The 26,902-nt window shown below is 58.0% G+C and carries 23 protein-coding genes and 5 pseudogenes; 23 read left to right on the top strand and 5 right to left on the bottom strand.

Translation table 11 applies throughout. The annotated features are described in order from the left end of the window. The first annotated feature begins 473 nt into the window (after positions 1-473). From N0B15_RS03845 to N0B15_RS18385, 8 genes are all read left to right on the top strand, one after another. Positions 474-1,658, top strand: coding sequence for a winged helix-turn-helix domain-containing protein (locus tag N0B15_RS03845; protein WP_263018125.1), 1,185 nt, complete (start codon positions 474-476; stop codon positions 1,656-1,658). Between the two features lie 292 nt (positions 1,659-1,950). Continuing rightward, entirely contained in the window at positions 1,951-3,228 is a 1,278-nt protein-coding gene (locus N0B15_RS03840) for a phage NrS-1 polymerase family protein (protein ID WP_263018124.1), read from the top strand. Positions 3,229-3,767: 539 nt separating this feature from the next. Further along, positions 3,768-4,064 (top strand): hypothetical protein, encoded by a 297-nt coding sequence (locus N0B15_RS03835; protein WP_263018122.1) that lies wholly within the window; start codon positions 3,768-3,770, stop codon positions 4,062-4,064. Between the two features lie 448 nt (positions 4,065-4,512). Further along, positions 4,513-4,872, top strand: coding sequence for a helix-turn-helix domain-containing protein (locus tag N0B15_RS03830; protein WP_317618586.1), 360 nt, complete (start codon positions 4,513-4,515; stop codon positions 4,870-4,872). Continuing rightward, positions 4,869-5,210, top strand: coding sequence for a PemK-like protein (locus N0B15_RS03825; protein ID WP_263018118.1), 342 nt, complete (start codon positions 4,869-4,871; stop codon positions 5,208-5,210). Before N0B15_RS03830 ends, N0B15_RS03825 begins: the two co-directional genes overlap by 4 nt. 679 nt (positions 5,211-5,889) lie before the next feature. Then, entirely contained in the window at positions 5,890-6,777 is an 888-nt protein-coding gene (locus tag N0B15_RS03820) for a DNA-binding protein (RefSeq protein ID WP_263018116.1), read from the top strand. A 293-nt stretch (positions 6,778-7,070) separates the two neighbouring features. Beyond that, positions 7,071-7,469 (top strand): type II toxin-antitoxin system death-on-curing family toxin, encoded by a 399-nt coding sequence (locus tag N0B15_RS03815; RefSeq protein ID WP_263018115.1) that lies wholly within the window; start codon positions 7,071-7,073, stop codon positions 7,467-7,469. A gap of 34 nt (positions 7,470-7,503) precedes the next feature. Beyond that, on the top strand, positions 7,504-7,674 hold the full coding sequence (locus tag N0B15_RS18385; RefSeq protein ID WP_464502988.1) for a hypothetical protein: 171 nt from the start codon (positions 7,504-7,506) through the stop codon (positions 7,672-7,674). A gap of 40 nt (positions 7,675-7,714) precedes the next feature. Here N0B15_RS18385 and N0B15_RS03810 read toward each other — a convergent pair. Continuing rightward, positions 7,715-8,394: pseudogene (locus N0B15_RS03810) on the bottom strand (IS6 family transposase). Between the two features lie 627 nt (positions 8,395-9,021). On the opposite strand from N0B15_RS03810, the gene N0B15_RS03805 reads away from it, so the two are divergent. The 6 genes and pseudogenes from N0B15_RS03805 (at position 9,022) to N0B15_RS03780 (ending at position 14,071) form a co-directional block, all read left to right on the top strand. Further along, on the top strand, positions 9,022-10,260 hold the full coding sequence (locus N0B15_RS03805; protein WP_263018113.1) for an orc1/cdc6 family replication initiation protein: 1,239 nt from the start codon (positions 9,022-9,024) through the stop codon (positions 10,258-10,260). Positions 10,261-10,499: 239 nt separating this feature from the next. Continuing rightward, positions 10,500-11,063, top strand: a pseudogene (locus N0B15_RS03800) (hypothetical protein). A 583-nt stretch (positions 11,064-11,646) separates the two neighbouring features. Beyond that, positions 11,647-12,264, top strand: a complete 618-nt coding sequence (locus N0B15_RS03795) for a hypothetical protein (protein ID WP_263018112.1) — start codon at positions 11,647-11,649, stop codon at positions 12,262-12,264. A 685-nt stretch (positions 12,265-12,949) separates the two neighbouring features. Next, positions 12,950-13,264: a hypothetical protein gene (locus tag N0B15_RS03790; RefSeq protein ID WP_263018111.1), complete on the top strand. Its 315-nt coding sequence runs from the start codon at positions 12,950-12,952 to the stop codon at positions 13,262-13,264. 80 nt (positions 13,265-13,344) lie between these two features. Next, positions 13,345-13,749 carry a DUF6166 domain-containing protein gene (locus N0B15_RS03785; protein WP_263018110.1) on the top strand — a complete coding sequence of 135 codons (405 nt, stop codon included), beginning with the start codon at positions 13,345-13,347 and terminating at the stop codon, positions 13,747-13,749. A gap of 1 nt (position 13,750) precedes the next feature. After that, the gene (locus tag N0B15_RS03780) at positions 13,751-14,071 is read left to right on the top strand and encodes a hypothetical protein (protein ID WP_263018109.1); all 321 of its coding nucleotides are present in this window, start codon (positions 13,751-13,753) and stop codon (positions 14,069-14,071) included. 127 nt (positions 14,072-14,198) lie between these two features. On the opposite strand, the gene N0B15_RS03775 is transcribed toward N0B15_RS03780, so the two are convergent. Then, positions 14,199-15,839: an MBL fold metallo-hydrolase gene (locus N0B15_RS03775; protein WP_263018107.1), complete on the bottom strand. Its 1,641-nt coding sequence runs from the start codon at positions 15,837-15,839 to the stop codon at positions 14,199-14,201. A 400-nt stretch (positions 15,840-16,239) separates the two neighbouring features. Here N0B15_RS03775 and N0B15_RS03770 point away from each other — a divergent pair, with 400 nt between their 5' ends. The 7 genes and pseudogenes from N0B15_RS03770 to N0B15_RS03735 all read left to right on the top strand — a co-directional run bounded on the left by N0B15_RS03770 (position 16,240) and on the right by N0B15_RS03735 (position 22,263). Next, complete coding sequence (locus N0B15_RS03770; RefSeq protein ID WP_263018106.1) at positions 16,240-16,794, top strand: DUF7342 family protein; 555 nt, start codon at positions 16,240-16,242, stop codon at positions 16,792-16,794. A gap of 9 nt (positions 16,795-16,803) precedes the next feature. After that, complete coding sequence (locus N0B15_RS03765) at positions 16,804-17,238, top strand: hypothetical protein (RefSeq protein WP_263018105.1); 435 nt, start codon at positions 16,804-16,806, stop codon at positions 17,236-17,238. 246 nt (positions 17,239-17,484) lie between these two features. Continuing rightward, positions 17,485-18,873, top strand: a complete 1,389-nt coding sequence (locus N0B15_RS03760) for an ATP-binding protein (RefSeq protein WP_263018104.1) — start codon at positions 17,485-17,487, stop codon at positions 18,871-18,873. A 347-nt stretch (positions 18,874-19,220) separates the two neighbouring features. Continuing rightward, entirely contained in the window at positions 19,221-19,943 is a 723-nt protein-coding gene (locus N0B15_RS03755) for a DUF7437 domain-containing protein (RefSeq protein WP_263018103.1), read from the top strand. 72 nt (positions 19,944-20,015) lie between these two features. Continuing rightward, on the top strand, positions 20,016-20,321 hold the full coding sequence (locus N0B15_RS03750) for an AbrB/MazE/SpoVT family DNA-binding domain-containing protein (RefSeq protein ID WP_263018102.1): 306 nt from the start codon (positions 20,016-20,018) through the stop codon (positions 20,319-20,321). Beyond that, positions 20,318-20,754, top strand: a pseudogene (locus tag N0B15_RS03745) (PIN domain-containing protein). The gene N0B15_RS03750 and the pseudogene N0B15_RS03745 overlap by 4 nt, the downstream one beginning before the upstream one ends. Before the next feature lie 588 nt (positions 20,755-21,342). After that, a complete protein-coding gene (locus N0B15_RS03735) occupies positions 21,343-22,263 on the top strand; it encodes a transcription initiation factor IIB (protein WP_263018100.1) in 921 nt (306 codons plus the stop codon). 286 nt (positions 22,264-22,549) lie between these two features. Here N0B15_RS03735 and N0B15_RS03730 read toward each other — a convergent pair. After that, a pseudogene (locus N0B15_RS03730) lies at positions 22,550-23,308 on the bottom strand (ISH3 family transposase); the annotation flags it as partial. A 43-nt stretch (positions 23,309-23,351) separates the two neighbouring features. On the opposite strand from N0B15_RS03730, the pseudogene N0B15_RS03725 reads away from it, so the two are divergent. After that, a pseudogene (locus N0B15_RS03725) lies at positions 23,352-23,855 on the top strand (DEAD/DEAH box helicase family protein); the annotation flags it as partial. A 138-nt stretch (positions 23,856-23,993) separates the two neighbouring features. Here N0B15_RS03725 and N0B15_RS03720 read toward each other — a convergent pair. Next, complete coding sequence (locus N0B15_RS03720) at positions 23,994-24,986, bottom strand: transposase (RefSeq protein ID WP_263018099.1); 993 nt, start codon at positions 24,984-24,986, stop codon at positions 23,994-23,996. Positions 24,987-25,030: 44 nt separating this feature from the next. Here N0B15_RS03720 and N0B15_RS03715 point away from each other — a divergent pair, with 44 nt between their 5' ends. Continuing rightward, positions 25,031-26,341, top strand: coding sequence for a DEAD/DEAH box helicase (locus tag N0B15_RS03715; RefSeq protein ID WP_263018098.1), 1,311 nt, complete (start codon positions 25,031-25,033; stop codon positions 26,339-26,341). Between the two features lie 5 nt (positions 26,342-26,346). Here N0B15_RS03715 and N0B15_RS03710 read toward each other — a convergent pair. Next, positions 26,347-26,902 (bottom strand): IS5 family transposase (locus tag N0B15_RS03710; RefSeq protein WP_263004897.1); only part of this gene is annotated, 556 nt, incomplete at its 5' end.

The following is a 26,902-nucleotide window of genomic DNA, read 5'->3' as shown; positions in this document are numbered from 1 at the left end:
CTCGCCAGTGCCGTTCGGACGGTCCAGCTTCACCGGTCCGTCCGCGCGGAGAACGGCTGGGTTCCCGTCCCGGCCGTCGACCAGGCGCTCCGAACACGATACGAGGCCGCTGGTGAACCACCGCCGCCAGTCGACGACCTCGCTGCGATCCGTCGGCGCTCACGTTTGCTCGAGGTCACACTCGAGGACGGTACCGACGACCTCGTCGTCCGGCTGACCGACGAGGGAGCGTCCGTCACCGAACCGGATACGGGTACGGTCCGCTCCGCTGGGAGCGACACGCACGACGAACTGCTCGCGCTCGTCGAGACAGCCTTCTCGAGACACGGGTTCGACGTCACGGTCTTCACCCAGGACGGCAGTGAGAAGCCCGATGGTCGGGCGATCCACCCGGACAGTACGTCTCTCTTCGACATCGAGGTCGAACTGACGACGATCGACAAACCGGTAAAGCTCCTCCNATCCGGTGTCCAATGGCCAGATCGGACGAGCTGGCATATATAGCGGCCCCAGGAAACCCCTGCCTCGGTCAAAATACCATCTCAAAATCGAAGAGATGGACTGAAGCAGTAGATTTCAGGCGTCTAAACAAGGCCCTCCTCCGTAACTGCAGGCGAGCCCAGCAGGCTGGACACGTCCCGCTGTTCGTCGTCGCGGCGTCGGACAGCGCTGACCCCACTCGAGCCGCCGCCCGCCTCGAGAACGTCGTCTCGTCGCCGGTCAACGACCTCGACTCGGGCGAGACGCGCCTCTATACGACCGACACCCACATTACGTTCGAGGGCGGTGCGAACGCCCGCGAAGGAGTGACTGCCGTCCGGCCGGTCGTCGGCGACTCGAGACGGTCGGTCTGGACGCTCGAGGACGACGGATACGTGTTGAGCGACGGCAAGGGAACGGTGTTCGCGACCATCGCCTCGTTCGACTCGCTCTCGCGGAGCGACGTCCCCGGCGTCTACAGCTACGACCGGGCGGCCGAGGAGTACGTCGTCTACGAACACAACAGGCGCCACGTCTACGACCGGAAGGAGGACTTCGAGCACGAGTGGGTCCCCATCAGACGGCCGTTCGTCCCCGACCGGGAGTGGGATCCGTCCACGGCGGCCCACGGCCCGTACGAAATCGTCGTCGCCGACCTGGAGAGTGGCGACGTTCGCTCCTACCGTGATGGCGAGCTCTTCCCGCTCGAGACGCTCCTCGACGCCCATCACCCCGCTCCCGGTGAGGCCGTCCACCCGGCTGACTCGCCTCTCTCACCGAGCACCGCGAGCCTCCCCGCACTCGAGGCCGGAACGCCGGATTCTGACGCCGACTCGAGTACTGCCGACGCCGATCCAGATGTTCCGACTCGAGACACCGGTGACTCGAGTACTGCCGATGACGCTTCGGACCCCGTCGACTTCACCACGTTCGTCGCCGAGTGCGTCCGCGAGGAACCGGGTGCTGAGATTCCGAAAGACGACCTCTACGAGGTCTACCTGGCGTGGGCGGCGACCCACGGCCAGGACCCGTACGCGAAGTCCTGGTTCGGCCGGAAACTGAGCGAGCACGTCTCCGTCGAGGAGTCACGTCCCACTCGCGATGGCGAGCGTATCCGTTGCTACGCGGGACTCTCGCTCACCTACCAGGGCATCCGACTGTCCGACCAACAGCCATGATCCACTCGAGTCCACACCGTACCCCAGTCACCGCTGACCAGCGCTCCGCCACGTCCGGCCGCCGTCCAGCTCCGTCCGACCACTGTCCAGGCACTCGGCTCCGACCGGCGGTGCCTGGACAGGCTCGTCCAGGGACGATTCGCCCGCCGTGGGTGCCTGTCCAGCCAGGACGGCCGCTTGGACCGACCAGTATAGGGACGGGTGGCCCCGTCGGAGCGGCGCTCGAGTGTTCGAGCGGTCGTGTTTCGTTGGCTCCCGATGGCTCGGGGAGCCATCACCGATGGAGGAAATCATGACGACACGGACTGCGGCTGGTATCGACGTGGGGGCGATTCCCGAGGCACTCGCCGAGCGTGCACAGTGGATCTGCTGGCGAGCCGAAGCGCGCGGTGGAAAGCAAACGAAAGTCCCGGTCGATCCGTCGACCGGTGGCTTCGCGTCGACGACGGACGACGGGACGTGGGCCGACCTCGAGTCGGCACTGGCGTGTGCGTCGACCGACGCCGCGGATGGGATCGGCTTCGTGTTCACCGCGGTGGATCCGTTTGTCGGTGTCGACCTGGACGACTGCCGTGACCCCGAGACGGGGGCTGCGCTCTGGCCAGCGGAGCAGATCATCGACCGACTGGACTCGTTCACCGAGGTGTCGCCATCGGGAACGGGCTACCACGTGATTCTCGAGGGCGACCTGCCACGGGGTCGGAACCGGCGAGGGTCGGTCGAGATGTACGACCAGGCGCGCTTTTTCACGGTGACTGCCGACCACGTCGAGGGGGCGCCACGGTCGGTTCGAGCGCGTCAGGACGCACTCGAGGCGGTCCACGCGGAGTACGTTGCTATCGACGAGCGTCCAGACCGGTCCACAGAGATCGACGCTGGGTCCGATACTGATTCGGGTTCGCCACCGTCACTCGACCTCGAGGACGAGGAGTTGCTCGAGCGAGCGCGGGCGGCGAAAAACGGGGAGAAGTTCGAGCGGCTGTGGCGAGGGAGCACGCAGGGGTACGCGAGTGGGTCGGAAGCCGACATGGCGCTGTGCTATCTGCTGGCGTTCTGGACGGGCCGTGATCGGACCCGGATCGACCGACTCTTTCGGGAGTCGGGATTGATGCGCGAGAAGTGGGACGACGTCCACTACGCGGATGGGTCGACCTACGGTGAGAAGACGGTCGAACGGGCGATTGCGAATACGACCGACATCTACGAACCACCCAGAGCCGAGACCGATTCGACGGAGGGCCACGAGCGCTCCACCGATACTGGGCATCAGACTCGAGCCCGGCCCGACTCGAGTACTGAGGAGGCTGCCAGCACTCGAGCGGCGTATCTGGCCGAGAAGAACCAGCTGTTGCGCACGCGCGTCTCCGCCCTCGAAACCGACCTCGAGCGCAAGGGCGAGCGACTCGCGGAACTCGAGGAGGAGAACCAGGCGCTTCGCGACGTGCTCAGAGCGTCCGATGCTCGAATTCGACAGCTCGAGCATCGGCTCGGGGACCAGCGAAACAGTTCCCAGGAGAGTCCCCCGGTGTGGGAACGGATTCGAACGTTCACTGGCCGGAAGGGAGAGTGAGCCGATCGGCGTGACCGGGCTACTGGTGGGGCCGCACCGCCGTTTCAATTGGGCTCCTCGCCTGGGCGTACTCCTCGACCAACGAGCGACCTTGCTCTGTCGACGTCGCTGGCGTGCCTACGAGAACTCCCTCCAGCATTGGTGAACCCATGTCTCCGTACCTCGAGAGCCGATAGTTTCACACAATCGCGTCAGAGGAGTTATTACACGACAGTTGATCTTTCACTATAGGAATGACTAACGAACCGGGGGCCTCTGCTTCTGACCACTCGAGTGACTCCGTCGAAGAGATGATGCAACATCTCGAGGGAGCGAAACAGCGAGACCGTTCTAAGACCCGTCGTCGAACGCAATCGTCCCCGACCGGTCTGCAAGGAAAAATGCACTCACGGACGGACGTGGCCGTTCTCGCCAGCAACCACGAACAACGAGTGACAGAACTCGAGTCCAACGACGCGGTGACTCACCGCTCGAGCAAGGCCTGGAAGTCGGCTAAAGTCGGCTTCGATGCACACGGCCGATTACCGGTCTACTACCGAATGGACGGCGACGTGACGCACAAGGGCTACATTTCGAAGCTCGTCATCGATCCGGATGAGCACTCAGCAGAGGCTGAGGAACTGATCACGCACATCACTGACGATGATATCTACGGTGAGTACAACGACGTGCTGGACACGACCACGTTCGTCGTCACCGATGGCGAGCGACTCGACGAGCCGTTTCCTCAGACAGAACTGCAGAAGCTCTCCGGCGATGGTGCCATCGACGAAGGGTATTCACGACAACCGGCGTACGTAATCCAGCGACCGGGCGACTTTCCAGACTTTCCGTGAGGATCAAGTTTACCATTATCCTCGCTTACGGGCGAACTCTCTGTGTTCCCTCATAGTGGTCTGGTGAATCGTTCGGTGTCGACGATTCTCGATGAGCCTACGCTTTGGAGTCATCACAGATGTCGTTGTAGACGCACGCACGGCACTTCGCTGGTTTCGTCGTCGGTATCGGATCTCGGTTTCCTCGCCAGTACTCGAGTGCCCAATCGAGATCTTCGATGTAAGTGATCGGATCGTAGTCGTGTACGTGAAGAATCGCCTTCGGGTCAGATCCCAGTTCGTGAGTTCCCTCTTCCCACTCACCATCGATTGTACTTCCAGCAGCGAGCCTTTTCGAGCCATGGGGAATGAGGTCGACTCGATTGTGTGCTATGTGGTTGATGTAGGTATTATCCTCCTGTAACAAACACCCAAAATAGCTATGCAACCACGGAACCAACAGTACGTTATGTCGAGCGGTACCATCGATATCGACGAGTTCGAGAACGCCGACGACGATGAATTCGAGGAACGAAACGACACTGAACGGATCGTGCTGTTCCTCGATGAGAACGACGACCGGGCGTGGAAGGCGATGACGATCGCTGACCAACTCGACCTAGATTCGGACGCTGTCAGTGCCATCCTCTCGCGACTGAAGGAACGAGATCTTGTACGGCACAAGCGCCCATACTGGGCGATCACAGACGACGAGGAGCGGCTTCGAGCCGCCTACCGGCTTCACCAGCATTACCAGACTGCAGACGAGCAGTACGGTGAGGAGCATCTCGAGGAGTTGAAAACTGACGAGATGGAGGAAGTGAAGTGACAGCATTCGATGAACTTGAACGCGGTGATATTATCTGGGGGACCGATCCGCTCTCGGACAAAGGTCGTCCGATGCTCGTTCTGGGAGCACCTCAGTTCCCGAACCACGGCGTACAGCTGATCACCGTCCTGATCTCCACGAAGACCTACCATGAGGAGTCACTCACGCTCCGCGACGACGACTACAAAGGCGAGCCACTCGGAGAACGGAGTCACGTCCTCCCGTGGTCGCTCGTAACCCTCAACAGTGCGTCAGAGGTAAAATTTCATATGACTTCTCTGGTCGACGAACGGACCGAGGATGTGGCCACACAGGTAATCAATTACATTTCCTCTTGAGCGGCTCTGGTGAATCACCATACGTATCAACTCGGCGCTGGGAATCACGCCGCCCAAGGCGTCACGCTGGACCAATCGTGATTTCAGTCCCACCCGAGTGGTTGATCGGCCAGTTCTAGAGGGTCCGCCCCGCTCGCCGCTGCCGCCCGTCGCGTCGCCCACGGCTCACTCCGTTCGCCGTTTCGCGACCGACCATTCCGGGCGTGCGGGCGCTCTCCGCACCGCGAGCGCCCGTTCCGGGCGTGTGCCTTCGACGCCAGCGGGTTATGCCCGTCGGTTGCGCCCCTCGCGGGCTTTCGCGTTCCAGCGCTTGGTGCCGTTGTGCGCGTCCACCGTCTTCGCCGGCGGACGTGCTCACGACAGTCGCCCTGGACACGACCCCGCACTCCGGGCCGGACACGAAGGGCTTACTCCGCTGGACGCTCGCTCCGGGCGGGTCTACGAGCCACTCGCTTCGCGAGCGCCTCGAGCCTCACCTCGCTTCGCTCGGTGAGACGGCGCGCGGTTCTGGTTGTGTGGTCTTCAGAGAGCGCTTCGCGAGCGCCCGTCAAGACGGGCGAAGGCGCTCGCGAAAGCGTGCAAGGTGTGAGATGAGTTGGTCGATGGAGACAGCCACGGCTGGAGGGTCGTGGTGTCGGAAAAAGACGCCGAGTGAGCGCCTTCGGAACTAGGAATTCCAATGTCTAGTAAGAGCTCGGTCAGTAAGTTGGTTTCGGTCGATGAACAGGCATACGAACATGAGGCGGCTCGAGAGGAGTACGAAGCCTACGTGGACGAGACGCCGGAGCTCAGAGCGACGGTGGAACTGGAGATTCAGGCGAAGGTGGATGCGAACCATCCAGCGGGGATCGTCGACACGAGCGAGGATCGGATCTATGGTGTGACCTTGGCCCAGGAAGAGCGGATCCGGGCGAGAGAAGAGGAACTCGAGCGGATCAGCGCACGAGGAGAATTCGGAACGCAGACAGGGCGTGAGCGACGGACGCGGCGGGCGGTGAGCGCGGCTTCTCGGGCGCGACGTGAGGAGTTCGGGAAGCGAGCGGCGAGCGTGGATCCGTGGGCAGATCCGGATCGTGCGGACCCTCGAGAGCTACTCACACGAGATGAGTTGGGAGTGGTGAACGAGCAGGCGATGCGGCTGGCACAGAAACACGAGGGATGGACACGGGCGGCGATCAGCCGGCGGTTAGCCGAGCGGGTCGTCGATGGTGAGGACCTGATGAGTGCGATTCTCGAGGTCGTCGAGGAACTCGAGACCGCGCCGGGGACGGTGATCCCGATCGCGAAGGTTGGGGAGGTACCACGGCGGGAGGTGAGCATCGCTGGGACGGTGTGTCAACTCTGGGAGCCATCCCATCACAGAATTCAACAGGTGGGTCTCCTCGAGGACGAGAGCGGGCGGATCAAGTTCACGATCTGGCGCAAGAGTCGGCAGTCGTCGGTGCGCGAGGGAGAGGTCGTTCGGTTCCGAAACGTCTCGCGAAGCTGGTATCAGGGACGGCCGTCGGTTGCCGTGACTGGCTGGTCCAGACTCGAGTTCCCCGAACGCGGCCGGTGGTGGGAGTAGCCGGGTTGTGTGCCCTTTTTTTGCTGGTGCCCGATCACCCACTGCCCGCCGCCCCACCCACCTCCACGTTCCGGGCTGCTCACGACCTGCGGTCGTTGCGCTGCCGGGCTTTCGCTGAGACTGGGAGAACAATCAGGAGGGGTCGTATCACTACTTGTGCATTCGTTGTCGTTACGTGATTGTTCGGAACCGAGATACTTCTCTCGATATTATATAAAGATGACAAATGGGGGGACTGAACAAGGGCTCCCACATCAGAAACGGTTATCGAGTGGCGTGAGTGAGTTGGGAGCGTGAGCGATGACGTCGTCTACCCGTCCGTCGAACTGATCCTTGATCTCCATGAACAGGTTGTTGAGGAAGGCGACGATACAGAGTCCGGAGTTCGATCTGAGGAGGCGGTTGAATCTGCACTCCAGTATGTATCAGTGGGCTATTTTGGCGAAGTTCCGCAAACGCTTCATGAAAAAGCAATTAACCTAATGCGATTGCTCGTTGCAGATCATCCATTCGTTGATGGGAACAAGCGAACTGCACTCCGAACGACTGTTGTCTTCTACATGCTGAATGGATATACGTTCGACTATGGCGATGAAATACGTGCATTGTTGCATCGCTTCGCGACCGATGAAGCAGCAGTTGATGTCGAGACAGCAGTCATCTACTTCCGAGCGTGTGCTCGCCGCAACTGATAAAGGGGCACGACGAGTACATTCACCCAGAGAAATGGCGTCCAGTACTGACTCTTCGGCGGCAGTCGATGACAAAGTTCGCCGGCTATATGAGCGCTATCAGTCCGCCGAGAGTGACGAAGAACGTCACGAGATTGCCCTCGAGATGGGGAAACTTGACGGACGTCGACACACTGAGATCTATGCAGCCCTCGAGAACGAGTGAACCGATCGAATTGTTGTAGAAACAGAGTGACGGGCACTGTCTAGTTCAACACCCCGTCAGCTGGCGTCCGTCCATCGAGCGATTGACGCAGTCTCTGATGGTTGTAGTAATATACGAACTGCGCAATTAATTTGTGGGCACTCCGACGACTGACCACCCAGAAGTCATGGAAACAGTCGCCCCGAATGTTGAGCGTGTGACACCACTTTTCGACGGGGTTTCGACCGGTATAGCCGAACTGACAGTTGGCCCAAACCGGGTAAGGGAAGTCCGATAGCCAAACTGATCGACGAGAAACACTGCCCCAAAGAGATCGTGTTTCTCGTTCACTCGATGTAAGAACGCTGCAGCAGGATCAGTTCCCCGACGACCGAACACTTCAGCATCAAGCACGAGTTCAGTTTCGACGTCGATCGCCGCATACAGCCACCGCCACTGGCCGTTGACGCGGATCGCCGTCTCGTCAACGGCGACCCGCGACGGCTTCACCGTCTGCGGGTCTGGTTGGCGATCAGCCAGCCGATGCGTCCACGCCCAGACGGCTTCGTGTGAACGTTCAACGCCCAACCATCGCAAGACGGCGGTCGTTTCTCTCACCGATAATCCAAGCGAATGCAGGCGCACCCCGAACACCCTGACGGGCGTCGGGGTGCGTTCGTTCTCCCAAGCCTCAAGAGAATCCACGTCCAAGGTGTCTCTGAGCAGGTTTGCGAGCGTCATGTCCAAAATTCGCTCCGACCTGCTCGTCCTTCAATTCCTCATCTAGACAGCGCCGTATACAGAGACCTATAAGCGGATCTCTCTCGATTTGTTCCTGAAACATCCATCAAAGAACGCATCCCTATCGACTTGTTTTTCGCAATTTGCGATCAGACACCACCCATTCAATCGTAACGGAATTACAGATTCCTCCGCCACACGAGACTATACAGAAGCGTAGCAAGAGACACAGAGAGAGACACCACCCATTCAAACGTTTCCACCGGGAAAACGCTCTGGATGTCAGTCCGACACCCACCACCTATTCAAACGTTAGGTGTAGATAGAAGCGCGTTCGTGACGGTTCTCATTAAAACCCATCCCCAGAAAAAGATATTAGATAGAACACACCACCCATTCAATCGTTACTGGGGAACTAGCAATACGGATTTGGTTATCACCGATCTATAATAAATCTAGCCCAGTCACTAGACTCCCATTAGGCGAAATGGCAGTAGTGAGGTACTCTCGCGCCATGAAACGATTGAACCAGTGGTGTCTCTCTCTTCTACTATCGATCGAAACGAACGAATCGTTCGTAACGTTCGCACCGGTGGTTTTATTGAAGAGGTAGAGAGTTAAGAACTCATGACACTATTCGAGCGATCTGAAGCTATCTTTGAGGATGAAAACGTCCTTCATGACGACTATCAGCCTGAATCGCTCGAGGAACGAGACGATGAACTCGAGCAGTACACAGCATATCTCCAACCCGTCATCAACGGTTCACAGCCTCGAAACGTCTTCCTCTATGGAAAGACAGGTGTGGGGAAAACAGCCGTCACGAAGTATCTCCTTCACCATCTCGAGAAGGATGCTAAACAGTACGATGACCTCACAGTGACGACGGCCTATCTCAACTGTGAAGATCTGACCAGTAGTTATCGGGTTGCTGTGGAACTCGTCAATACGTTCCGTGATTCATCCGAACAGATCAGTCGCACGGGTTACCCGCTGAATGCCGTCTACGAAAAGCTCTGGGCAGAACTCGATCAGATCGGTGGAATGGTGCTGATCGTCCTTGACGAAGTAGACTACATCGGCGATGACGATTCAATTCTCTATCAGCTTCCCCGTGCACGCAGCAACGAGAAAATCGAATATGCTCGTATAGGGATCATCGGAATCAGTAACGACTTCAAATATCGTGAGAAGCTCGATCCACGTGTCGAAGATACCCTCTGCGAACGTGAGCTCCACTTCCCACCATACGACGCAAACGAACTCCAGAATATCCTCGAAAAACGAGCAGCGTTAGCATTCAAAGACGGGATCCTCGAAGGCGACGTCGTCCCATTGTGTGCAGCGTTCGCCGCGCAAGATAAGGGCAGTGCCCGCCAGGGACTCGATCTGCTTCTCGAGGCAGGAGATCTAGCTCGGCGACGAAACGACCCAGTTGTCACCGAAGATCACGTCCGCAAGGCAAAAAAACTGCTCGAGAAGCAACGGATCGAAGAGAGCATGAAGGAGTTGACCTCCCACGGACACCTCACACTCTTAGCTGTGGTTACCTCTACAGTTGCCAATCCTTCGCAGGTTCCGTTCCAAAAACAACAGCTCTATGAGCAGTATCATGACCTCGCAGTTGCAACCAACCGCGACCCTCTCGGTGGGAGAGCCTTCCATAATCATCTCGCTGAACTCTCAATGCTCGGTATCCTCGATCGAACGAAGCGAAATGAAGGCAGAGGTGGTGGGATCTATTACGAATACGAAATCGATGTACCGATCGATGCGTCTCTTTCGACGCTCGAGAATTTACACATGAGTGGTGAGCTGGATCTGGAATCGCTTCGCCAGAACGCTGAAACCCAGGGCTTTCTGTAGCTTACTGGGTTGATCAGCGATCGACCCACACACCACCTGTTCAAACGTTTCTCGAGCTGATTCGCAGTGACTCTCAGTGCCGTTACCCCACAGATTTTGTAGGGTCGAATTTGTGGGGTGACTCTTCACCCGCTCAGAAAAACTCCGCTCTTTTCGAAATTGGACTGCAACAGCAGACGCGACAAGTCATTTTTTGCGCGCCAACAGGCGTGAGGCGTAAACATGCCTCGAGATCATCAATGAGTACAGACCAACCGATCCAGAGCGAGTCGCATCGCGAACACCAACCCGACCACGAGTAGACGAGCGATCGAGGTCGTCACTATCGGGGTGACGTTTCCCACCTGAACGAGCACGAACTCGTCGGCGTCGACGAGTGGCTGCCAGGCATGGAAGCAACACCGTACGATCTTACCCCTACCGACGGATACGAGTACCGAACTCGGTACTGGCGTTGCAGGAAGTGCGGGCAAGAACGAACTCATCGCGATGAGTTTGCCGAAGCCTGTGAGACACCAGCACCACCGACGACACTCGAGGCTGGTGGCTACTCGATCGACGACCCACGAACCCGTCGAGAGATGACCGAAGACATGGATGTCCACTTCGGCAGCCAGGGACCTCGCTACGAGGTCCACAGTGAAAGCGGTGCCACGTACGAAGTCAACGTCGACGAAGAGACCTGTACCTGCCCTAATTTCGAACAGCGCCACCCAGACGGTGGCTGCAAATATCTCAGACGCGTCGATCTCGAGATTCGGGCCCGACAAGTTCCTGCATCAGATGGGACGTTCGTCCGGTGATCCAATGAGTATCGATACACGGGTACTGCAGCACCCGAGACCGAACATCTCGCGGCGCTCCTTCATGAGTACATCGTGAGCCACTTAGGGATCAGCACTGACGACGCCCTCATTACAGTGCATCGCGACGGTGGCATCAGTGCACATCTCGCTGCAGAGCTCGGGACAGTAAGCGATCTTCCTGTCCGTTCTCCCGACCTTCCGTATGGCTGCTCAAGGTGCACTGGCTCTGTTGTGCGCCTTCAAATTTGACAGGAACTGCGTGCAGAATACTGAGGATGAGTTCAGCAAGGCGATCCCGTTTGTTTCACGCCGAAGTCGGAGAACCACACGCTCACTACGCGTGCTTAGTGATCTCTTGGGTACCTGCCAATTTCAGGAAATATTCGCAGCGCTGTGCAGGATACACGGCATGAAGGTTAATTGAGCGAGATGGTGATCGCTAAGCATATAAATGAAGATTTTATATCACTTGGTCAAGTATAATCTAATACCCAACTACCGAATTCAACCCAAATCAACCCTGATCAACCAACATCAACCGTAACCAATACATACGAAGGAATGAGAAGTATAGATTGTAATGAGAATTGCAAAAGTCAACGCAGGTCATTGGAAAGATGGTGGATCGGGTCCGGGATTCAACAAACGGTATGAGTTCGCTGGAGATCTCGTAGACGCGGGTAAGGTAGCGATCTCGTTCCTCGATGCTGACGGCCACCCATTTCACAAAACGCTCAAGACAAAACAGATCAAGAACCTATCAAAGAATGACATTAAAGAGGGATACCTGAAAGAAGGAAGCTCAGAAAACAAAGCGGACAACAGAGCCTCCCAGCTGGTGAGATTCCGTGATTGGCCAATCGGAACGCCATTATTCCTGTATTTGGGCCGGAACATGGTGTATCGAGTCGGATATATCAAAGGGGAGTACGAATTCGATTGGAACGGTGATTTTCATGGACCGGAAAGTAACTATAACCACCCTCACGTTCGGGAAGTCGAGTGGGCAGATGCCCCAGAACTCTTCAGTAGAAAGAAACTCCCGGAGGATTTCCAAGGCTGGATAAAACACCAGCAGACAGCGATAGATTACGACGTTGAGCCGGGCTCTGACGCAGCTGACTTTCTCGCTTTAGCATTCGGGATCGGTCGTTCACTGTCAGGGATGGGAGAAGCTGAACTGCGAGTGCTGCGGTAGATATCTATTAAATGGGTCACAAGTAGAGTTACTCGGTTTGCGTATCTGCTTGTCCTCTTATTCACCTCAAGACCTTCGGAATTAGCGAACTCGGTTTGCTTTATCCATCCTCTGTAGTCAGCAGGACAATTTTAACATTTTACTGATGTTTTGAAGGTACTCTGAAAACTGTGTGACCTGTACTCAGTAGGACTCCAGAAATATGTCGGCAAGGTAGAAGTAAACCGCTGACTCCCTCGAGCAGTTTTTTTGTCCCCCTGCAGGGCTGCGGGGGCTCGAGTACAGCCCCTCGAAGACAGTTATGAAATCAATCGACAGAGAGCCAGCAGCGGATGCGGAGGCAACAACCAACTCGAGTCGAGGTGTCGCCAAATGACCGAACGAAGCGACTATCGGATGCCGAACTGCCCGAGACCCACTCGCGATCAGGTAGGATACGCTGGACGGTTCTGTTCGGACAGCTGTGAAGTCCGGTATGAACATCTGCAGGCAGACGCTCGAGACGCTGCCCAGGAGGACTACTGATGCTCGAGCAACGCGATCATTGGGGGAAGCGCTTCACGGTCTGTGAGGAGGATGTCGACGACGCACCAGTCACACGGTACGATCACGCTGGGTCACTCGAGCGTGCGAGGTCAGTTTCCGGGCTGGCTGGTACGACTACCGACAACGAGGTACACAAGCGATGACACCGACCGATCCGGACCCATACGACGTCCCGGGGTTGGATCGCGCACTCGGAATCGACGATCCAGTTCCCGATGCGGAGTACGGCGACCGAGGGTATCACCCGGAGCGTGAACTCGACGGCGGTCAGACCCTCGTTGACGACCTTCACGAAGCGCTCCTCGAGGTCGAACAGGAACTGAGAGAACTCGAGACACGTCTTCCCGAGCCATTGACGCTCTCCACGTCAATCACAGAGGTGACGGTGACAGCAGAAGCATGCGCTCGAGTGAAAGCTGTGCATCGCGCGGATGGTGAGTCACTGATCGAGTAGCACAGCCACTCATCTCTCGCCTGTGAATTTTTCACCCCTGGAGGGTGCGGGGGTACTCGAGAGCGTACTCCTGTATGAATATGAGTGGAATTTCCGAAAACCGACCGACAAAGGAACTGCACGGCCAGCAAACGACTGCGGCTATCGCGTACACCGGACACCGACGTCACGGGCGGCCAGTCGTCGAGCGATTCGCGACGAACGACGAACTCTCGCCAGAGCGAAGCCTCGAGCTTCGAAATCACAGTCCCGGTGGGTTCGAGTGGGGCTACAACGGAAGCGGCCCAGCACAACTCGCGCTCGCGATCCTGCTGGACTACACTGACGACGAAGGCGTCGCCCTCGAGCACTACGTGGCGTTCAAAGACGAGGTCGTGAGCCAACTCGAGTGTACTGGATCGGATGGTTGCTGGCAGCTTTCAACGGGTGAGATCGATGCTATTCTTCGCGATGAGACCGAGTCGGAGGTGGCTGCACGTGTCTGAGATGGCAACATCGATTCGTCCAGTCGACGACCGGCCACTGATCGTCCGACACGTGGAACAGGCACTGTGTGAGTGGCCACCACTGTCTACGGTTGAGTTGATCGGTGTCGCTCCGACGACGTCCTTCATCGGCGTTCAAATGGATCCAACCGAGACAGAGTACTACCCATTCGATGCTGTGGAGACCGCTCTCGCAGCCGAGAGCCTCGAAGCAACCGTCATCGGTCTCGATACGACCACCGAAACCGATCTCCCACGACTAATTCTTTCGATCTCACACAGCAACGTGGTTGTGACTGCGGACGCTCTGACCGGAAGGTAGCGTTCCCTCGAGGGTAGAGAGTTTCAGAATCGACGTACTGTGATTCCGGTCGCGGTGAGTCGTTCACGGCGACAGTCACTGGAGACCGTGTGAGTCTGCGATCTCTTCGGCGAACGCCACCTTCGGGCTACTGCCGGGAAGACGTCCTGATCGTGAGCTCCACGATAGCTCCAGGCTCGAGATCAGCCCGCTCGAGCAGTTCTAAGAACTGTTCACCTTCTCCCCCACTCAGGACGCGAGCCTGGACTGTCTCCTCAGAGCGCTCGAGTTTCGCGTCGATCGCATCGAGACGAGCGAGCAGTTCCTCCTCGATTGCTCGTTCCTCTGGGTTTTCCACATCCGCTTCGTCATCACCATCTCCAGGAGCATCAGGTGTGGACTGAGGATACGGGTCAGGTGATGTCCGTGAGAACACCGTCTCGAGCGCCTCAAGGTCGATGCCTTCTGCCTCAAGGTCGACCTGCTGGCGCTGACTAGCAGAGAGTGATGCCTCAGACGCGAGCGACAGCTCCTGCAGTGCCTCCCACTGACGTCTGCGGATTTGTTGAGCCGTGGTCTCGGCGATCCACCCTGGTGCCTTCCACTGCCCATCCTCGTAGAGGCGGTGGACGTCCTCGTCGTTCGTTCCCCAGGTAAAACAGCGGTCGAAGCGACGCTGTAACTGATTGAGTCTGTTCCCACTGGCGTGCTTGATGACGACCTCCAACGGAACCAGTTCGTCGACGAGTCTGTCGACCGTCTCGAGAGATGGATGGTTACACAATCTAAACGATTTCGTCGTACACCGAACGTCTGAGAAGCCGTCGCCGTCCCCCGTCGAGAGCTGGACGAACACCGCCGCCGGATCGTCGTCGATCGCCTCGAAGAGTCGACGTGCACTCCCCGTCGTCGGCGTCTCCGGCCCTCCAATCGTCACACCACCGTCCTCGAGGACGTCACCAACCCGATCGAAAACCTCCTGCGTGTCGACGCCAGGTGCGTCACACTCGAGTGCGTTGTAGAGTTTCGCGGCCTGCCCGACAATGGTAATCGGGAGGTCCCGGTCCAGTGTCTCTGTACTGTGAGCCAGCAACGTCGCGTAATGAACGCCGGTCAGTGAACTCGTGGCCACGACCACACGCGACCCAGCGTACGCTCGCTCGAGAACCGTCTCGAGTGACTCGTTGAGCGATGTCGTGTACGAGTCGTCAGTCGAGACGTTGAGAAGCAGGCAATCGATCTCGAACGGATACGATGTCGCGAGTCCCGGGAAGACAGTACACGGACGGTGAGTGAAGTCACCAGTGACGAGGATGTGCTGTTCGCCACTCAAGAGGTCATCACCTACACTTTCGTCACGAAATCGGATCACGAATCCAGCCCCGCCGGGTGTGTGACCCGCTGAGATCGGACGAACCTCGAGATCGTTGAGGATTGGTACCCACTCGTCGATTGGCTCGAGTGCATCCAGCGCGACCGAGACGTCACCAAGGTCGTTGTCTTTCTGTGCTTCCGGCAAGGCGTGCTCGAGAATCGTCGCCGTTGCCTCTGAGGTGTAGACCGGCGCGCTATGGCGAACGTTTCGTGCGAGCGTGAGGTAGTGATCGATGTGGGCGTGAGTGAGCAAAACCGCGTTCAGATACTCGTCGTCTGCGAGGAGCGAATCCAGGTCGACACCGTCTCCGGCGTCGACGAGGATACACGCACGCGTGCCGTCTGCAGTCCTAAATCGGAGCAGTGTCGACTCGTTTCCGCTGTGGACGTTCGTATGTTGGTAAGAGACACGCATACACTGAGATGACATTCATTCGACCCATAAATACATAAGCTTCAGGATAGCGCTCATCTCGATACGTTGTGGTGACAATTTTGCTAGGGGTCAAAACGTTGATTGACGGTGGACGAGGAGTCATCTCAGGGTAACGGCCTCACGAGCACGATTTTCGGACAACATCGCTTTGCACTGGTTTTGGTAAATCGATAGACGCCAGCAACTTTCGATGAGTACTCACCTCGCTTGAGGCGTCACGCTGGAACGATCTCGACTGTGACGTCGAGGATTCCAACAGTGACGAAGTGAACGTAGGGCGAGTGATACATGCACCACCGTCATTACCCGCCAATTAGAGAATGAGATATAATGCGCGCCGATACCAAATTATTAGTGTGTCGGCGCCCAAGAAGGACCAATGACCGATCAGGCTCGCGAGTGGCCTGCTGACATGGATGCAGCGGACCGCGTCCGTCACGTTGCGCTGACGCGGACGACACCCCAGAATGCAGGGTGGATCGCCGAGGAGGCGGACGTCTCGAGGGACACCGCTGTGAAGTATCTTACCCGGTTAGTCGATCACGGCGAACTCGAGGCGGTGGAGACAGCCGACGGGACGTGTTACAAGCCCGACGACGTTACGCAATTCCTTCGTGAGGTTCGATCATTCGCTGAAGAGTACTCCCTCGACGACCTCACCGAGGAGCTTCGAGCGATCGGAGACGAAATCGACTCGTGGCAAGCCACGTACGAGGTCGACTCGCTCGAGGAACTTCGCCGCAGTATCGGCAGCGACGAGCTCTCGCCCGAGGATCGCCGTGAGCGTCTCGAGATCGTCGACGAGTGGGAGTACAACGTCCAGGTTCGTGAGTCGCTGCAGCTGGCGATCAGCCTCAAGGGCTCGCTAACGAGGCTGGATGCAGAACCCCGTCTCGAGGGCCAGGGTTCGAATGTGCTTCCGCAGGAAGGGTAGAGAGGAGTGATGATCTTTCTTGCTGGTGGTCGGGGATTCACCCAGCGTGAAGGGCTTTGTAGACTCAAAGAACGGATCGAGAAAGAACCCGGGCTCTCGAGTGTGCAGTATCGTCCCTCGCGATTACGTCCTCGATCGATTGTTGCAGAGGTTGCTGTCGAGATGTTTCTCGGTCGCGAGTTTCCACGACAACAGGCGAAACTCGAGGTGATGTGGCGGCCACGAGCCGGCAGTGACATCCAGCGGGTTCAGTGGATTGATGACACCGTGAGCCTGGGCTGGCGTAAAGACGATGACCACGAGGACCTGGGAACGACCCACTTCCAGGTCGAGAGTCATGGAGAGGTCGTCCACGAACCTGGATCTCTCGAGGCAGAAGCACCGCTGAGTTTTCTCGAAACCTGCCTTCGTCGTCTTCCAACGGAACTCGACAACGTGCGCTAACGACCTGTGGTTTCTCTCTGTACGACTCTACTAATAGAGGATGTTTCGAACGTCGCCGGAAAATCCCACGCAGGTTCGGACGAGACGTCCTGAAAGAAATCATTCGAACTGTTCTCTGACTCATCACCAATGTCCTTCACGAGAGCGTCCGCTCTCGTTTGTCCCGGTTTCTTGGTGTGTACGCTACTGGAGAAGCTCCATCCCCGGAACACATAAGTCATTATCGAGATAATGATTACCCAACGTATGACCTTCTACAATCGAGAAGCGGAGCTCGACGCACTGACGTCCGCGCTCGAGTCTCCCGGCGCGGACTTTTTCGTCGTCTACGGGCGGCGGCGTGTCGGTAAGACGGAGCTACTCAAGGAGTTCTGTGCTGACCGCCCACACATATACTTCCTGGCGGCGCAAGAAGCCGAGAGTCGCCAGCGTGAGAAATTCGTCGACCAGGTTGCGGAGTATTTCGACGAGCGCGTCCCCCGGATTGATGGCTGGGACGAGGCGTTCGACTACCTCGGAGAGAGGCTGCACACTGAAGACCTGGTCGTCGTCATCGACGAGTTCCCGTATCTCGTCGGGGAGAACGATTCGATTCCGTCCTACGTTCAGGGGTTCGTCGACGAGCAACTCCGAGAGACTGACTCCATGCTGGTTCTGTGTGGCTCGAGTGTGAGCACGATGGAATCGGAGGTACTCGGCCACGAGAGTCCGTTGTACGGTCGTCGGACGGCACAGCTCGACGTGCGTCCCTTCTCGTTTACGCAGGCGCGGAAGGTCATCGAATACGAGACGGCAGACGCGATTCGCTCGTACTCGGTCACCGGTGGAACGCCGATGTACCTCACGTTGTTCGACTACGAGCAGTCGCTCGCGGCGAACGTCAAATCACAGGTGCTGTCGCCGACTGCCGTGTTGTACAACGAGCCGGAGTTCTTGCTCCGGACGGAGCTCCGAAACCCGGCTCGATATCTGAGCATTCTCGAGGCGATCGCGCTGGGGCACACGACGCCGAACGAGATCTCAGGTGCGACGGGGATCGACCCGGGCCCGCTTTCGAAGTACCTGCAGACGCTTCGCCAGCTCCGACTCGTCGGCCGGGAGGTCCCCGTGACTGCGTCGAGAAAGAAATCAAAACGGTCCCGGTACCTCGTTGCGGACGAGTACCTCCGATTCTGGTTCCGGTACGTCGAGCCGAACCGCTCGAGTATCGAAGAAGCGCCGGAGATCGTCTACGACGGGACCATTGCGCCCGATTTGCCGACCCACACTGCGAGTACGTTCGAAGACGTGTGTCGGGAAGCCGTCTGGGAGGGAGTTCGACGCGGTGCGTTCGATCCCTACGGGGAGATCGGGCGCTGGTGGTACGGGGAAGATGAGATCGACATCGTCGGGCTCGCGCCGAACGACGACCGGATCCTCTTCGCCGAGTGTAAGTGGACCGCAGATCCGGTCGGAAACGCGCTGGTGGCATCCCTCGAGGAGAAGGCAGCGAACGTACGCTGGGGCCCCAGTGACCGAGACGAACGCTTCGCGCTGTTCTCGAGAAGTGGGTTCGTCGACGGACTCGAGGACCAACTCGACGACTCCTGGTCATTGCTCAGCCTCACGGAGCTAGACGACCTCACGACGGGCTGACCGTCACTTCCTCACCGTTTCCAGGGTGATGTCGATCGTGTTCGGTCCCCGTCGATGTCCGCACCCTCCGCTACTGAGGTTGACGAACTGAGCGCTCGTCACGGTGGGCTGACCATCCTCGAACCGATCGATACTCGAGACCAGGTCCCGGGAGATCGCGTTCGCCCTGGTACAGAGCCTTTTCGGGAGGTACGGTTCTCGTCACGATCGTCCCCGTGTGGCGCCTCGAGCGGCGTGATTTTCCACCGACAGTCGCCGACGTCTAGTGATTCACCGGAGTTGCAGAATTCGAATTAATATCCAAGCGTACAGAAAACTCGAGAAGGGTCGGCGGCAGTCCGAAGTACATGGACTTCGAACAAATGAGTATGACTGATACGGATCGTTTTCGTCCTGATGGTGGAATCGACGCGTTGGATCCACCACCGACAGACATCATAGATGAAGAGACGCTCGACCCGGCAGCGCTTGCTCAGAACGCACCTCGCCTCGAAGCAGTTGTTCACCTCCTCAATCAGCCAGCGCTGGCTCGTGTGTACGTCTACGTCTGCTATTGGGGACCCGTTTCGCCGCCGGAGATTATGGACGGTCTCGAGCTGTCGAAATCGACTGCCTACGAGTACGTCGACCAGCTGGTCGACCTCGGACTCGTCGATCGGGATGACTCGACACGTCCGCAGCAACTGATGGCCGATCCGATCATCATCGTCGCGCAGTACGTCCCCATCGTCATCACGCCAACGGTCCTGCACGCACTCGCACTCCAGGAAGTTGACGAGGACGTCGAGTACTTCATGGATCGGTATGGTGCCGGGAAGCTCATCGCTGCGTTACGGGGTGCAGGGCTTCACTTCGCGGCGAAGACGACCCAACGAATGCTCGCGACCGATATCGACGTTCGCGAGACCGAAGCGATGATGGTTATCTATGCGCTCGAGCCAGCGCTGACTGTTGGCCGGACGCACGATCCATTCTTCGAGCATCTGTTTCCGGATGTCCACGATGAGATGGATCTTTCTTCCCTCGACGAGGTAGATGGTGCCTCAGCAGGGTTGGGTTCCACCGAGTGAGGACGTTGGATGAGCCGGGAGGGTTTTCTCACCGACAAATAGTAGTACGACGATTTCGTAGTACAACACAATATGTCGGGTAGTACTCGAGACCCAGAGGTCGTACGCGTCTCGCAGAAGGGACAGGCGACGATCCCGAAGACGCTCCGAGAGAAGTTCGGGATCGACACCCCTGGTGAGGTGTTCATCTACGAGGAGGACGAACGAATCATCGTCGAACCGGTTCCCTCACTCGAGGAGTTAGGTGGGATTCACGCCGACACCGACCGCGAGCGTGGCGAGGTACTCGACCGGGTTCGCGAACTGAAACACGAGGACCACCGGCGCGAAGCGGCCCGTGCTGACCGACTCCGACCGGCTGACTCGGAGGATGAATGAGCGACCGGTACGTCTTTGACACCGAAGCGATCATCGCATACCTCTACGACGAGCCAGGTCGGAGCGTCGTCGAAGCGTATCTTCGAGACGTTCGTGACGGGGCTGTCGATGGGCTGCTGACAGAGACCAACGCTGGTGAAGTCCTCTCTCTTATCGCTCGCTTCGAAGGAATTGACGACAAACCCACGACAGACTCACTTCGCACTGCCGATCGCGATCTCCGTGCGCTCGAGCGGTGGGAATTCAACTCGAACGAGCTGACTGGCGACTTGCCGCCGAGGTGAAAGCGGATGGTCACATCTCATTCGCGGACGCTCATGGCGTTGCACTCGCCCACGAGAGGGATGCGACACTCATCGCCGGTGCTGATGATGACTTCGAGACGCTTCCGATCGACGTCGATGTCGTTCGATTTCGCGAGGACGGCGTCTAACTTGGTCCGATACCTTCGTCGAGAGACGATCGAGGCGCTCCTGTACATACTCCTTGCGAGACTGTGTGGCTTCAGGAAGGTATTCGGCTTCGCAGCGTTCTCGCGTGCTTCGACAGCGACCTCGAGAACCGACCCATCGTGAGTCAGAGCAGAGCTGTTGACACCGAAAGTCCCTGGCGGGCTCGAGTCCGCGCCTGGCGAGACGCAGGCGTCGTTCGAACCACGTGCCTCACTCCGCTCGGTGCTTGCGTCGTCGGGGTTCCTCGCGCACCGGAAGACGCGTTGCACATTCCGAGCATCGCGACCGCGAGCGTCCGAAAGCACGCCGAATCGGTTAGCGTCGAACGAACGTCTCCTCGGTCACGCGACGAGGACAGCGAGAAATCAAGGCCCGTCGAGATTGGATGGAGGAGTACGTCGAAACCGTCCTCGGAGGGTACGGAGTCATCTGCGACAGACATTGAGGTGTTCGCGCTCCTTTTCTAGTAGGCAGAGTCCACGTATTCCTGCCCTGTCCGCCCCGTGGGATTTTTCACCCCCTGTAGGGTTGAGGGGCGTCGCGAAGTGATGCGTTCCCTCAAATGAATCATGGCAGCTAGTGACAACTATCAGCAGACGATCGACGAGGAGCGTTCGACGTTACGTACAGACCAGTGTCCGGACTGTGGTGGGCGGGCGGTCACAGAGAACCACGAAACGATCTGCCACGAGTGTGGCCTGATCCTCGAGGAGGACCGCCTCGACCGGGGGCCAGATTGGCGAACGTTCGAGGGTGAGTCAGGGAACCGAGCTGGAGCGCCGCTTACGGCTGGCCGGCACGATCGTGGGCTCTCGAGCGAGATCGGTCGGTTTACGGATGGTCACGGGAATCGCCTCTCTCAGCGAAAGCGTCGGCAGTTAAACCGATTGCGGCGAGAGCATGGTCGAGCCCAGTGGCGATCGAAGCGAGAACAGAACCTGGCGGTAGGCCTGGGAGAAGTACGACGGATCACAGGCGCGCTCGGGCTTCCGAAGACGATTCGTGAGCAGGCGTGTCAGCTCTTCCGGAGCGCTCAGAACGAAGACCTCCTTCGAGGCCGGTCGATCGAGAGCATGGCGGCCGCGAGCGTCTACGGTGCTTGTCGATGTAACGGCTTCTCACGATCCCTCGAAGAAGTCGTCACCTGTGCCCGCGTCGAGTACTCCCGTGTGAAACACGCCTACAACGTACTGAATACCGAGCTCGGACTACCGGCCAGGCCGCCTACCCCGGGTGCATTCATTCCGACGATGGCCAGTCGCCTCGAGGTCTCGACTGAGATCCAACAGCGGGCCTACGACCTCGCTACGCTGGCCGAGGAGAACGGTCTCTCGATCGGAAGACGTCCACAGGCGTTCGCAATGGCCTGCGTCTACACTGCAGCACGTGAACACGGTATGTGGCCCACACAGCGTGACGTCGCCTCACTCGCGAACATCTCTCCGAACACACTTCGAAAACACTGGAAAGCACTCGAGCGACTCACGTGATTACCGGAGGAAAATGAGAAGGGATACTGAAGTACTCGCAGTTACCCCACAATGAAGACTCGGTTTGGTGACGTGGGGTAACCCTCGTCCACCGCAGTATCAGTACCTCACAAAGCATCCTCATCTAACTGACGCTGGAGCATGAGTTACCGACGAACCAGAGCTCGATTTGGTGCTCCGTAGATCTATACCGACGGCAAGAAACGGGAGATCGTCGCAGTCGGCGGCGATCAGCCGCCGACGCGACAGGGTTGCCACTGATCGGCAGGGCGAACTCGGTCTCCAGTTACCGGTGGAACCGATCATCCGGTGGCCGATTTGCGGGGACGGCCCGACGCACCGCGAGGACCGTCCACGCTGCCCGAGTTACCATGTCGATGAACTCTTCGAAGGGCCACCACCAGAGGCGACGCCCGCCACGGCGGGGCGTCGCCGCGTACTCCCAGTGCAAGTACCGCCAGACGTTTTGGAGCAGCAGACTCAACATGACGAATAACAGCCGTCTCACCGGATCTTGCGTCGTCGTCGAGATCAGCGTTGACTCGGAAAGGCGGTAGCTCGCTTCGATCCCGAAGCGTTTGCTGTAGTGGGATCGAGCCTGTCGTGGTTCGTCGATGAACGGCGCGTCGACGGCGTAGCCGTGACGCGCCACTCCATGCTCACCGTATCGGCCATTCTTGTAGGTACAGTCGATCATCACCGGGAATTCGACGGTCCACTCGTGCTCGCCGTAGGACGTCGTGAGATCGTGAGAGATCTCACGACTCCAGCCCTGGTTGAGTTCGGTTTTGATCTTGCTGCCCCACTTGATGATCGGAACGATGTAGGCGAAATTGTGCGCTTGGAGTAACGTGAGGCACTTGCCGTCGTAGAAGCCGCTGTCGAGATAGACCGCTTTGACGTCGAACTCGAAGTTGTTGAGCAGTCCAAGGAACTCAGCGAGGACGTCGCTGGCGGTGTCGCCGTCGGTGAGACGGCGCACCGCCAAGGTGTAGCGCTTGTTGTTCACGCGTGCGTAGAGCGTGGCGTAAGCGTGGAACGCAGTCGCTCAGACGGAGTCTTTTCTCGAGCGGCTCGAAGCACCGCATATGACGACGCCACTCTGGGACCACCAGCGCGAGGCACTCCGAAAGTGGGTCGAACACGACTGCAAGGGCTACGTCGATATGGCGACGGCGACTGGAAAAACCGTCCTCGGGTTAGCTGCGGTCGCCCTCCTTTATGGCCAGTTGCATCCTGACGACGCAACGACGATCTTCTCTGAAAATGGAGATGACAATGTCCTCGAGGAAACCGATTATCGTCAGTACCTTTCGGTCACCGTCGATCAGGCTCATGCCCGTGTTCTCGTCGTCGCCGGTCAGGAACTGATCCTCGAACAGTGGCAGAGCGAGTTCGACGAGCATCTCAACATCCCGCGCGAGCGAACTCGCGTGGAAGGGAACACGATGCGATTCCCCTCGTGGGGATCGATCGAGTTCCGCACGGCTCCCGACCTCCTCCAGATGGACACGCTGGGTGGATACAATCTCGTTATCCTCGACGAAGCTCATCAGTACAAACGTGGAGGGCGAAGTGGCGGATGGCGAACTGTGCTCGAGGAGTTGGCTCAAAAGAGCGAGGCAGTTCTCGCGATGTCCGGGTCGATTGACACCTCGTGGCAAGGTGATTCAGTGGTCAAACGGATGCTAGAGGAACACCTTCACGAGGAGGGTGTCATACAATTCATCTCATGCCACGAGCTTGGTTCGGCCCGGGTTTTCACCCAGTTCGTAGTTCGTGATGGCGACGATCACTCGAAGACACAGTCCGAGGTACGCTTGTACCCGCGCATGGACGCGGCCTCGGGCGCGAAGCGTCCCGAGGCCGCAGTCTGAACACGCTCCAAACGTTCGCTCAACTTGTGTTCTACGCTTGTAGGTCTCAGCGAGGCTCGAACGCTTCAGCGTCACCTTCTCGGTAAATTCGCTGATTCGGTTTTCGACACGGTATTCGATATCGAGCGGTTCGCTAGTGTTTCGTGGGTTGTACGGGGCGATCGGCACGACTCCTGCTTCCAGCAGGAAGTCGTGCCAATCGAGGATGTCGTAAGCACTGTCTCCAAGCATCCAAGTCGGGTGTTTAACCGCGAGCGCGTCACGTGTGACGCGCATCGCCGTCTCCTTCGAGGCCTGTTTCGCCTGCATAAACTCCGCCGCAATCGGAATTTTTGGCCCTGCCGAAACGATGGTGAGGCCGAATCCGTAGTAGTACTCTTCAGCCGTTGGGTCGTAGTTCCACGACGCGTCATCGTTCCACGCGAGAGCTTCGAGATCGGTTGAATCGATTCGGAAGGTGAAGTCGAGCAGGCCGCGGACGGCGGCCTGCTCGACGAGGCGACTGAACACGTCGTCAACGACCAGTCCGAGATCCGTGAGGAAGCGATCGACCGCGTCTCTCGACGGCGGTCGATCGAAGCCACAACTCACCCAGACAGCCGTGTTCTGGAGTTCTCGGGTGACCGGACGAGGCCCGTAGATACCTTTGTAGTAGCAGTGGAAAAAGGCTTTGAACAACGCTGGCGGATGATGGGCTCGTGTTCGCCCCCGACAAGTGGGGGCGAACACGTCATACTCTCTGAGAAAATCAAATTCGAGATACTCGAAGAGCGGAAGCGTCTCGACCGCCACGAGATTAAAGAACTCGTCTATCCAAGGCTCATCTTGCAGGGTCGCTGAACTCATTCCACCTCAGCGTTCACCCTGCTCTTTGGTATGGTAACCGTTCTATGACACCCTCTCACGAGTGCAAGCGGTTCTCCGTCGACGAAGCACGAGACGCAGGTGTCGTCGCCGACTTCGAGTGGGACGTATATTACGCTCACGCGGCAACTTCGACAGCTCAGGAAGAGGTGGTCAAATCCACAGCCTCGATCAGGGACGTCTACGACGGTGAGAAGCACAAAATCCGCGTCGGTGACCTCGATGGAGACCTGCCCTCGACCGTCCCAGAGACGTTCGAGACACTCACTGATCTTCGGTCGTTTAGCCAGTCGAAAGAGGGGGCGAATGCTCGTGAAGCATCATCTGAATTCGACAAACTCGCGACGGATGCGTTCACACGTCGACCGAAGCGATGGCAGCTGTTCCCACCGGTCGAAACACTCGTCGAACTGGTGGCCCGTCACGCCCCCGAGCAGCAGTGTGTTGTCCTCGTGCAAAGCTACGAACAGGCTCAACAGGTCGGTGACGTACTGAGGAAACGCTACGGAGAGGATTTCGTCTACACACCGGACAGTGGTTCATCGGAACAGTTCGACGAGATAAAGGATTTCAGAGACAGAGAGTCGGGGATTATCGTCGGTCCGGCACGCGTCCTCGGAACGGGTGTCGACCTCCCGAACGCAGAAATTGCGATCAACCTCTCGAAAGGGGGCGTCAACGCGTCGCTCATCCAGCGGATCGGTCGTGTTCTCCGAAACCCAAACGGTGACAAAGAAGCGAAATTCTACCACCTCGTGACTCTTCCATCGGATCCACAGGGACTACTTCTGGGTGAAGATGGACGACGGTTGCTTCGTCGGGCAAGTGAGTTCCGAGCGCTCGGTGCACGACTCCGGCAACTTCCTAGTTACGATGTCGCTGACGAAGCTACAGAGAAGACTCTCGCTACGCTTGAACGCCGCGGTGCAGCTGCGGTGACTGCAGATGAACGGTCTGTCGACGAAATCGTCGGGGACGAAATTGCACAGGAATTCCTTCGAACAGTACGACAGACGATAGAGAGTGTGAGCGATGCTGAAACGAACGAGTCGATCCTGAGAACATTCAACGGAAGCTCCATTGATCGGCAGGCTCGACCAGTCGCTGAAGCGGTGAAAAGACACCGTCCAGACGATGGTCAGCAATCGACATTCGAGACAGAACGAGAACAGGACGATACTGACGAGATGGAGCAACTTCGCGAACTGGTCGATACGTATACAGGCTCGCCAGTTGGAACGGGGAGATCCTTCCGAAAGACTGTCGACGGCGGAGAAATTCCACGCGTGATCGATACTGAATTTGACGGCCGTGGTGAATCGCTATACGGCGCTTGATTTGGTTAATTGACGGCACGCTTGATGTTGTAGACGACACACATCAGGACGATTTCACGGAACTCGCGGTACCAACTTCGCGCACGCACGGCGTCGCCGAGCGTGCGCTTGATCACCGAGAAGACGGTCTCAGACAACGCTCTCCGGCCGTAGAGAGCCTCATCGATCCGCGCGTTATGCGCGTGATCGATGGGGCGGAACGTTCGATGCTTGATTAGCGGTCTGACGCCCTCTTCTCGAAGTTTATCACGTAATCGTTGCCAGTCGTATCCTTTGTCTGCGGCGAGGCTGTGCAACTCGCCCGCGTTGCGGCGGGCGAGTTGCCAGCCGATCTGCGTATCGTGACGTTTCTCGGTCGTGCAGTGAACGTCGAGGACAGCTTGTGACGCTGTATCGACGAGTGCGGTTGTTTTGAGCGTCTGTACGCGGTAATCCGTCCGGCGGCAGTAGTGTTTGCTGGCGTTTTCACGGTCGAAAAACGTCGCATCCATCGCTGCATGACCAGATGGCTCGTGCAACTGCGCCGACAGGCGCAGCAGCACTCGCCAGACCGCCATCTGG

It is taken from the genome of Natronobiforma cellulositropha (assembly GCF_025629245.1).
Taxonomy (GTDB): domain Archaea; phylum Halobacteriota; class Halobacteria; order Halobacteriales; family Natrialbaceae; genus Natronobiforma; species Natronobiforma cellulositropha.
The sequence above is the reverse complement of the archived record's forward strand: the minus strand, read 5'-3'. Positions and strand labels throughout refer to the sequence as shown.

Excerpts from the sequence above, each read along its gene's own strand:
- N0B15_RS03845 (WP_263018125.1), top strand. The coding sequence starts at position 474 with ATGGCCAGATCGGACGAGCTGGCATATATAGCGGCCCCAGGAAACCCC.
- N0B15_RS03840 (WP_263018124.1), top strand. The coding sequence starts at position 1,951 with ATGACGACACGGACTGCGGCTGGTATCGACGTGGGGGCGATTCCCGAG.
- N0B15_RS03835 (WP_263018122.1), top strand. The coding sequence starts at position 3,768 with ATGGACGGCGACGTGACGCACAAGGGCTACATTTCGAAGCTCGTCATC.
- N0B15_RS03830 (WP_317618586.1), top strand. The coding sequence starts at position 4,513 with ATGTCGAGCGGTACCATCGATATCGACGAGTTCGAGAACGCCGACGAC.
- N0B15_RS03820 (WP_263018116.1), top strand. The coding sequence starts at position 5,890 with ATGTCTAGTAAGAGCTCGGTCAGTAAGTTGGTTTCGGTCGATGAACAG.
- N0B15_RS18385 (WP_464502988.1), top strand. The coding sequence starts at position 7,504 with ATGGCGTCCAGTACTGACTCTTCGGCGGCAGTCGATGACAAAGTTCGC.
- N0B15_RS03805 (WP_263018113.1), top strand. The coding sequence starts at position 9,022 with ATGACACTATTCGAGCGATCTGAAGCTATCTTTGAGGATGAAAACGTC.
- N0B15_RS03795 (WP_263018112.1), top strand. The coding sequence starts at position 11,647 with ATGAGAATTGCAAAAGTCAACGCAGGTCATTGGAAAGATGGTGGATCG.
- N0B15_RS03790 (WP_263018111.1), top strand. The coding sequence starts at position 12,950 with ATGACACCGACCGATCCGGACCCATACGACGTCCCGGGGTTGGATCGC.
- N0B15_RS03785 (WP_263018110.1), top strand. The coding sequence starts at position 13,345 with ATGAGTGGAATTTCCGAAAACCGACCGACAAAGGAACTGCACGGCCAG.
- N0B15_RS03780 (WP_263018109.1), top strand. The coding sequence starts at position 13,751 with ATGGCAACATCGATTCGTCCAGTCGACGACCGGCCACTGATCGTCCGA.
- N0B15_RS03775 (WP_263018107.1), bottom strand. The coding sequence starts at position 15,839 with ATGCGTGTCTCTTACCAACATACGAACGTCCACAGCGGAAACGAGTCG.
- N0B15_RS03770 (WP_263018106.1), top strand. The coding sequence starts at position 16,240 with ATGACCGATCAGGCTCGCGAGTGGCCTGCTGACATGGATGCAGCGGAC.
- N0B15_RS03765 (WP_263018105.1), top strand. The coding sequence starts at position 16,804 with ATGATCTTTCTTGCTGGTGGTCGGGGATTCACCCAGCGTGAAGGGCTT.
- N0B15_RS03760 (WP_263018104.1), top strand. The coding sequence starts at position 17,485 with ATGACCTTCTACAATCGAGAAGCGGAGCTCGACGCACTGACGTCCGCG.
- N0B15_RS03755 (WP_263018103.1), top strand. The coding sequence starts at position 19,221 with ATGGACTTCGAACAAATGAGTATGACTGATACGGATCGTTTTCGTCCT.
- N0B15_RS03750 (WP_263018102.1), top strand. The coding sequence starts at position 20,016 with ATGTCGGGTAGTACTCGAGACCCAGAGGTCGTACGCGTCTCGCAGAAG.
- N0B15_RS03735 (WP_263018100.1), top strand. The coding sequence starts at position 21,343 with ATGGCAGCTAGTGACAACTATCAGCAGACGATCGACGAGGAGCGTTCG.
- N0B15_RS03720 (WP_263018099.1), bottom strand. The coding sequence starts at position 24,986 with ATGAGTTCAGCGACCCTGCAAGATGAGCCTTGGATAGACGAGTTCTTT.
- N0B15_RS03715 (WP_263018098.1), top strand. The coding sequence starts at position 25,031 with ATGACACCCTCTCACGAGTGCAAGCGGTTCTCCGTCGACGAAGCACGA.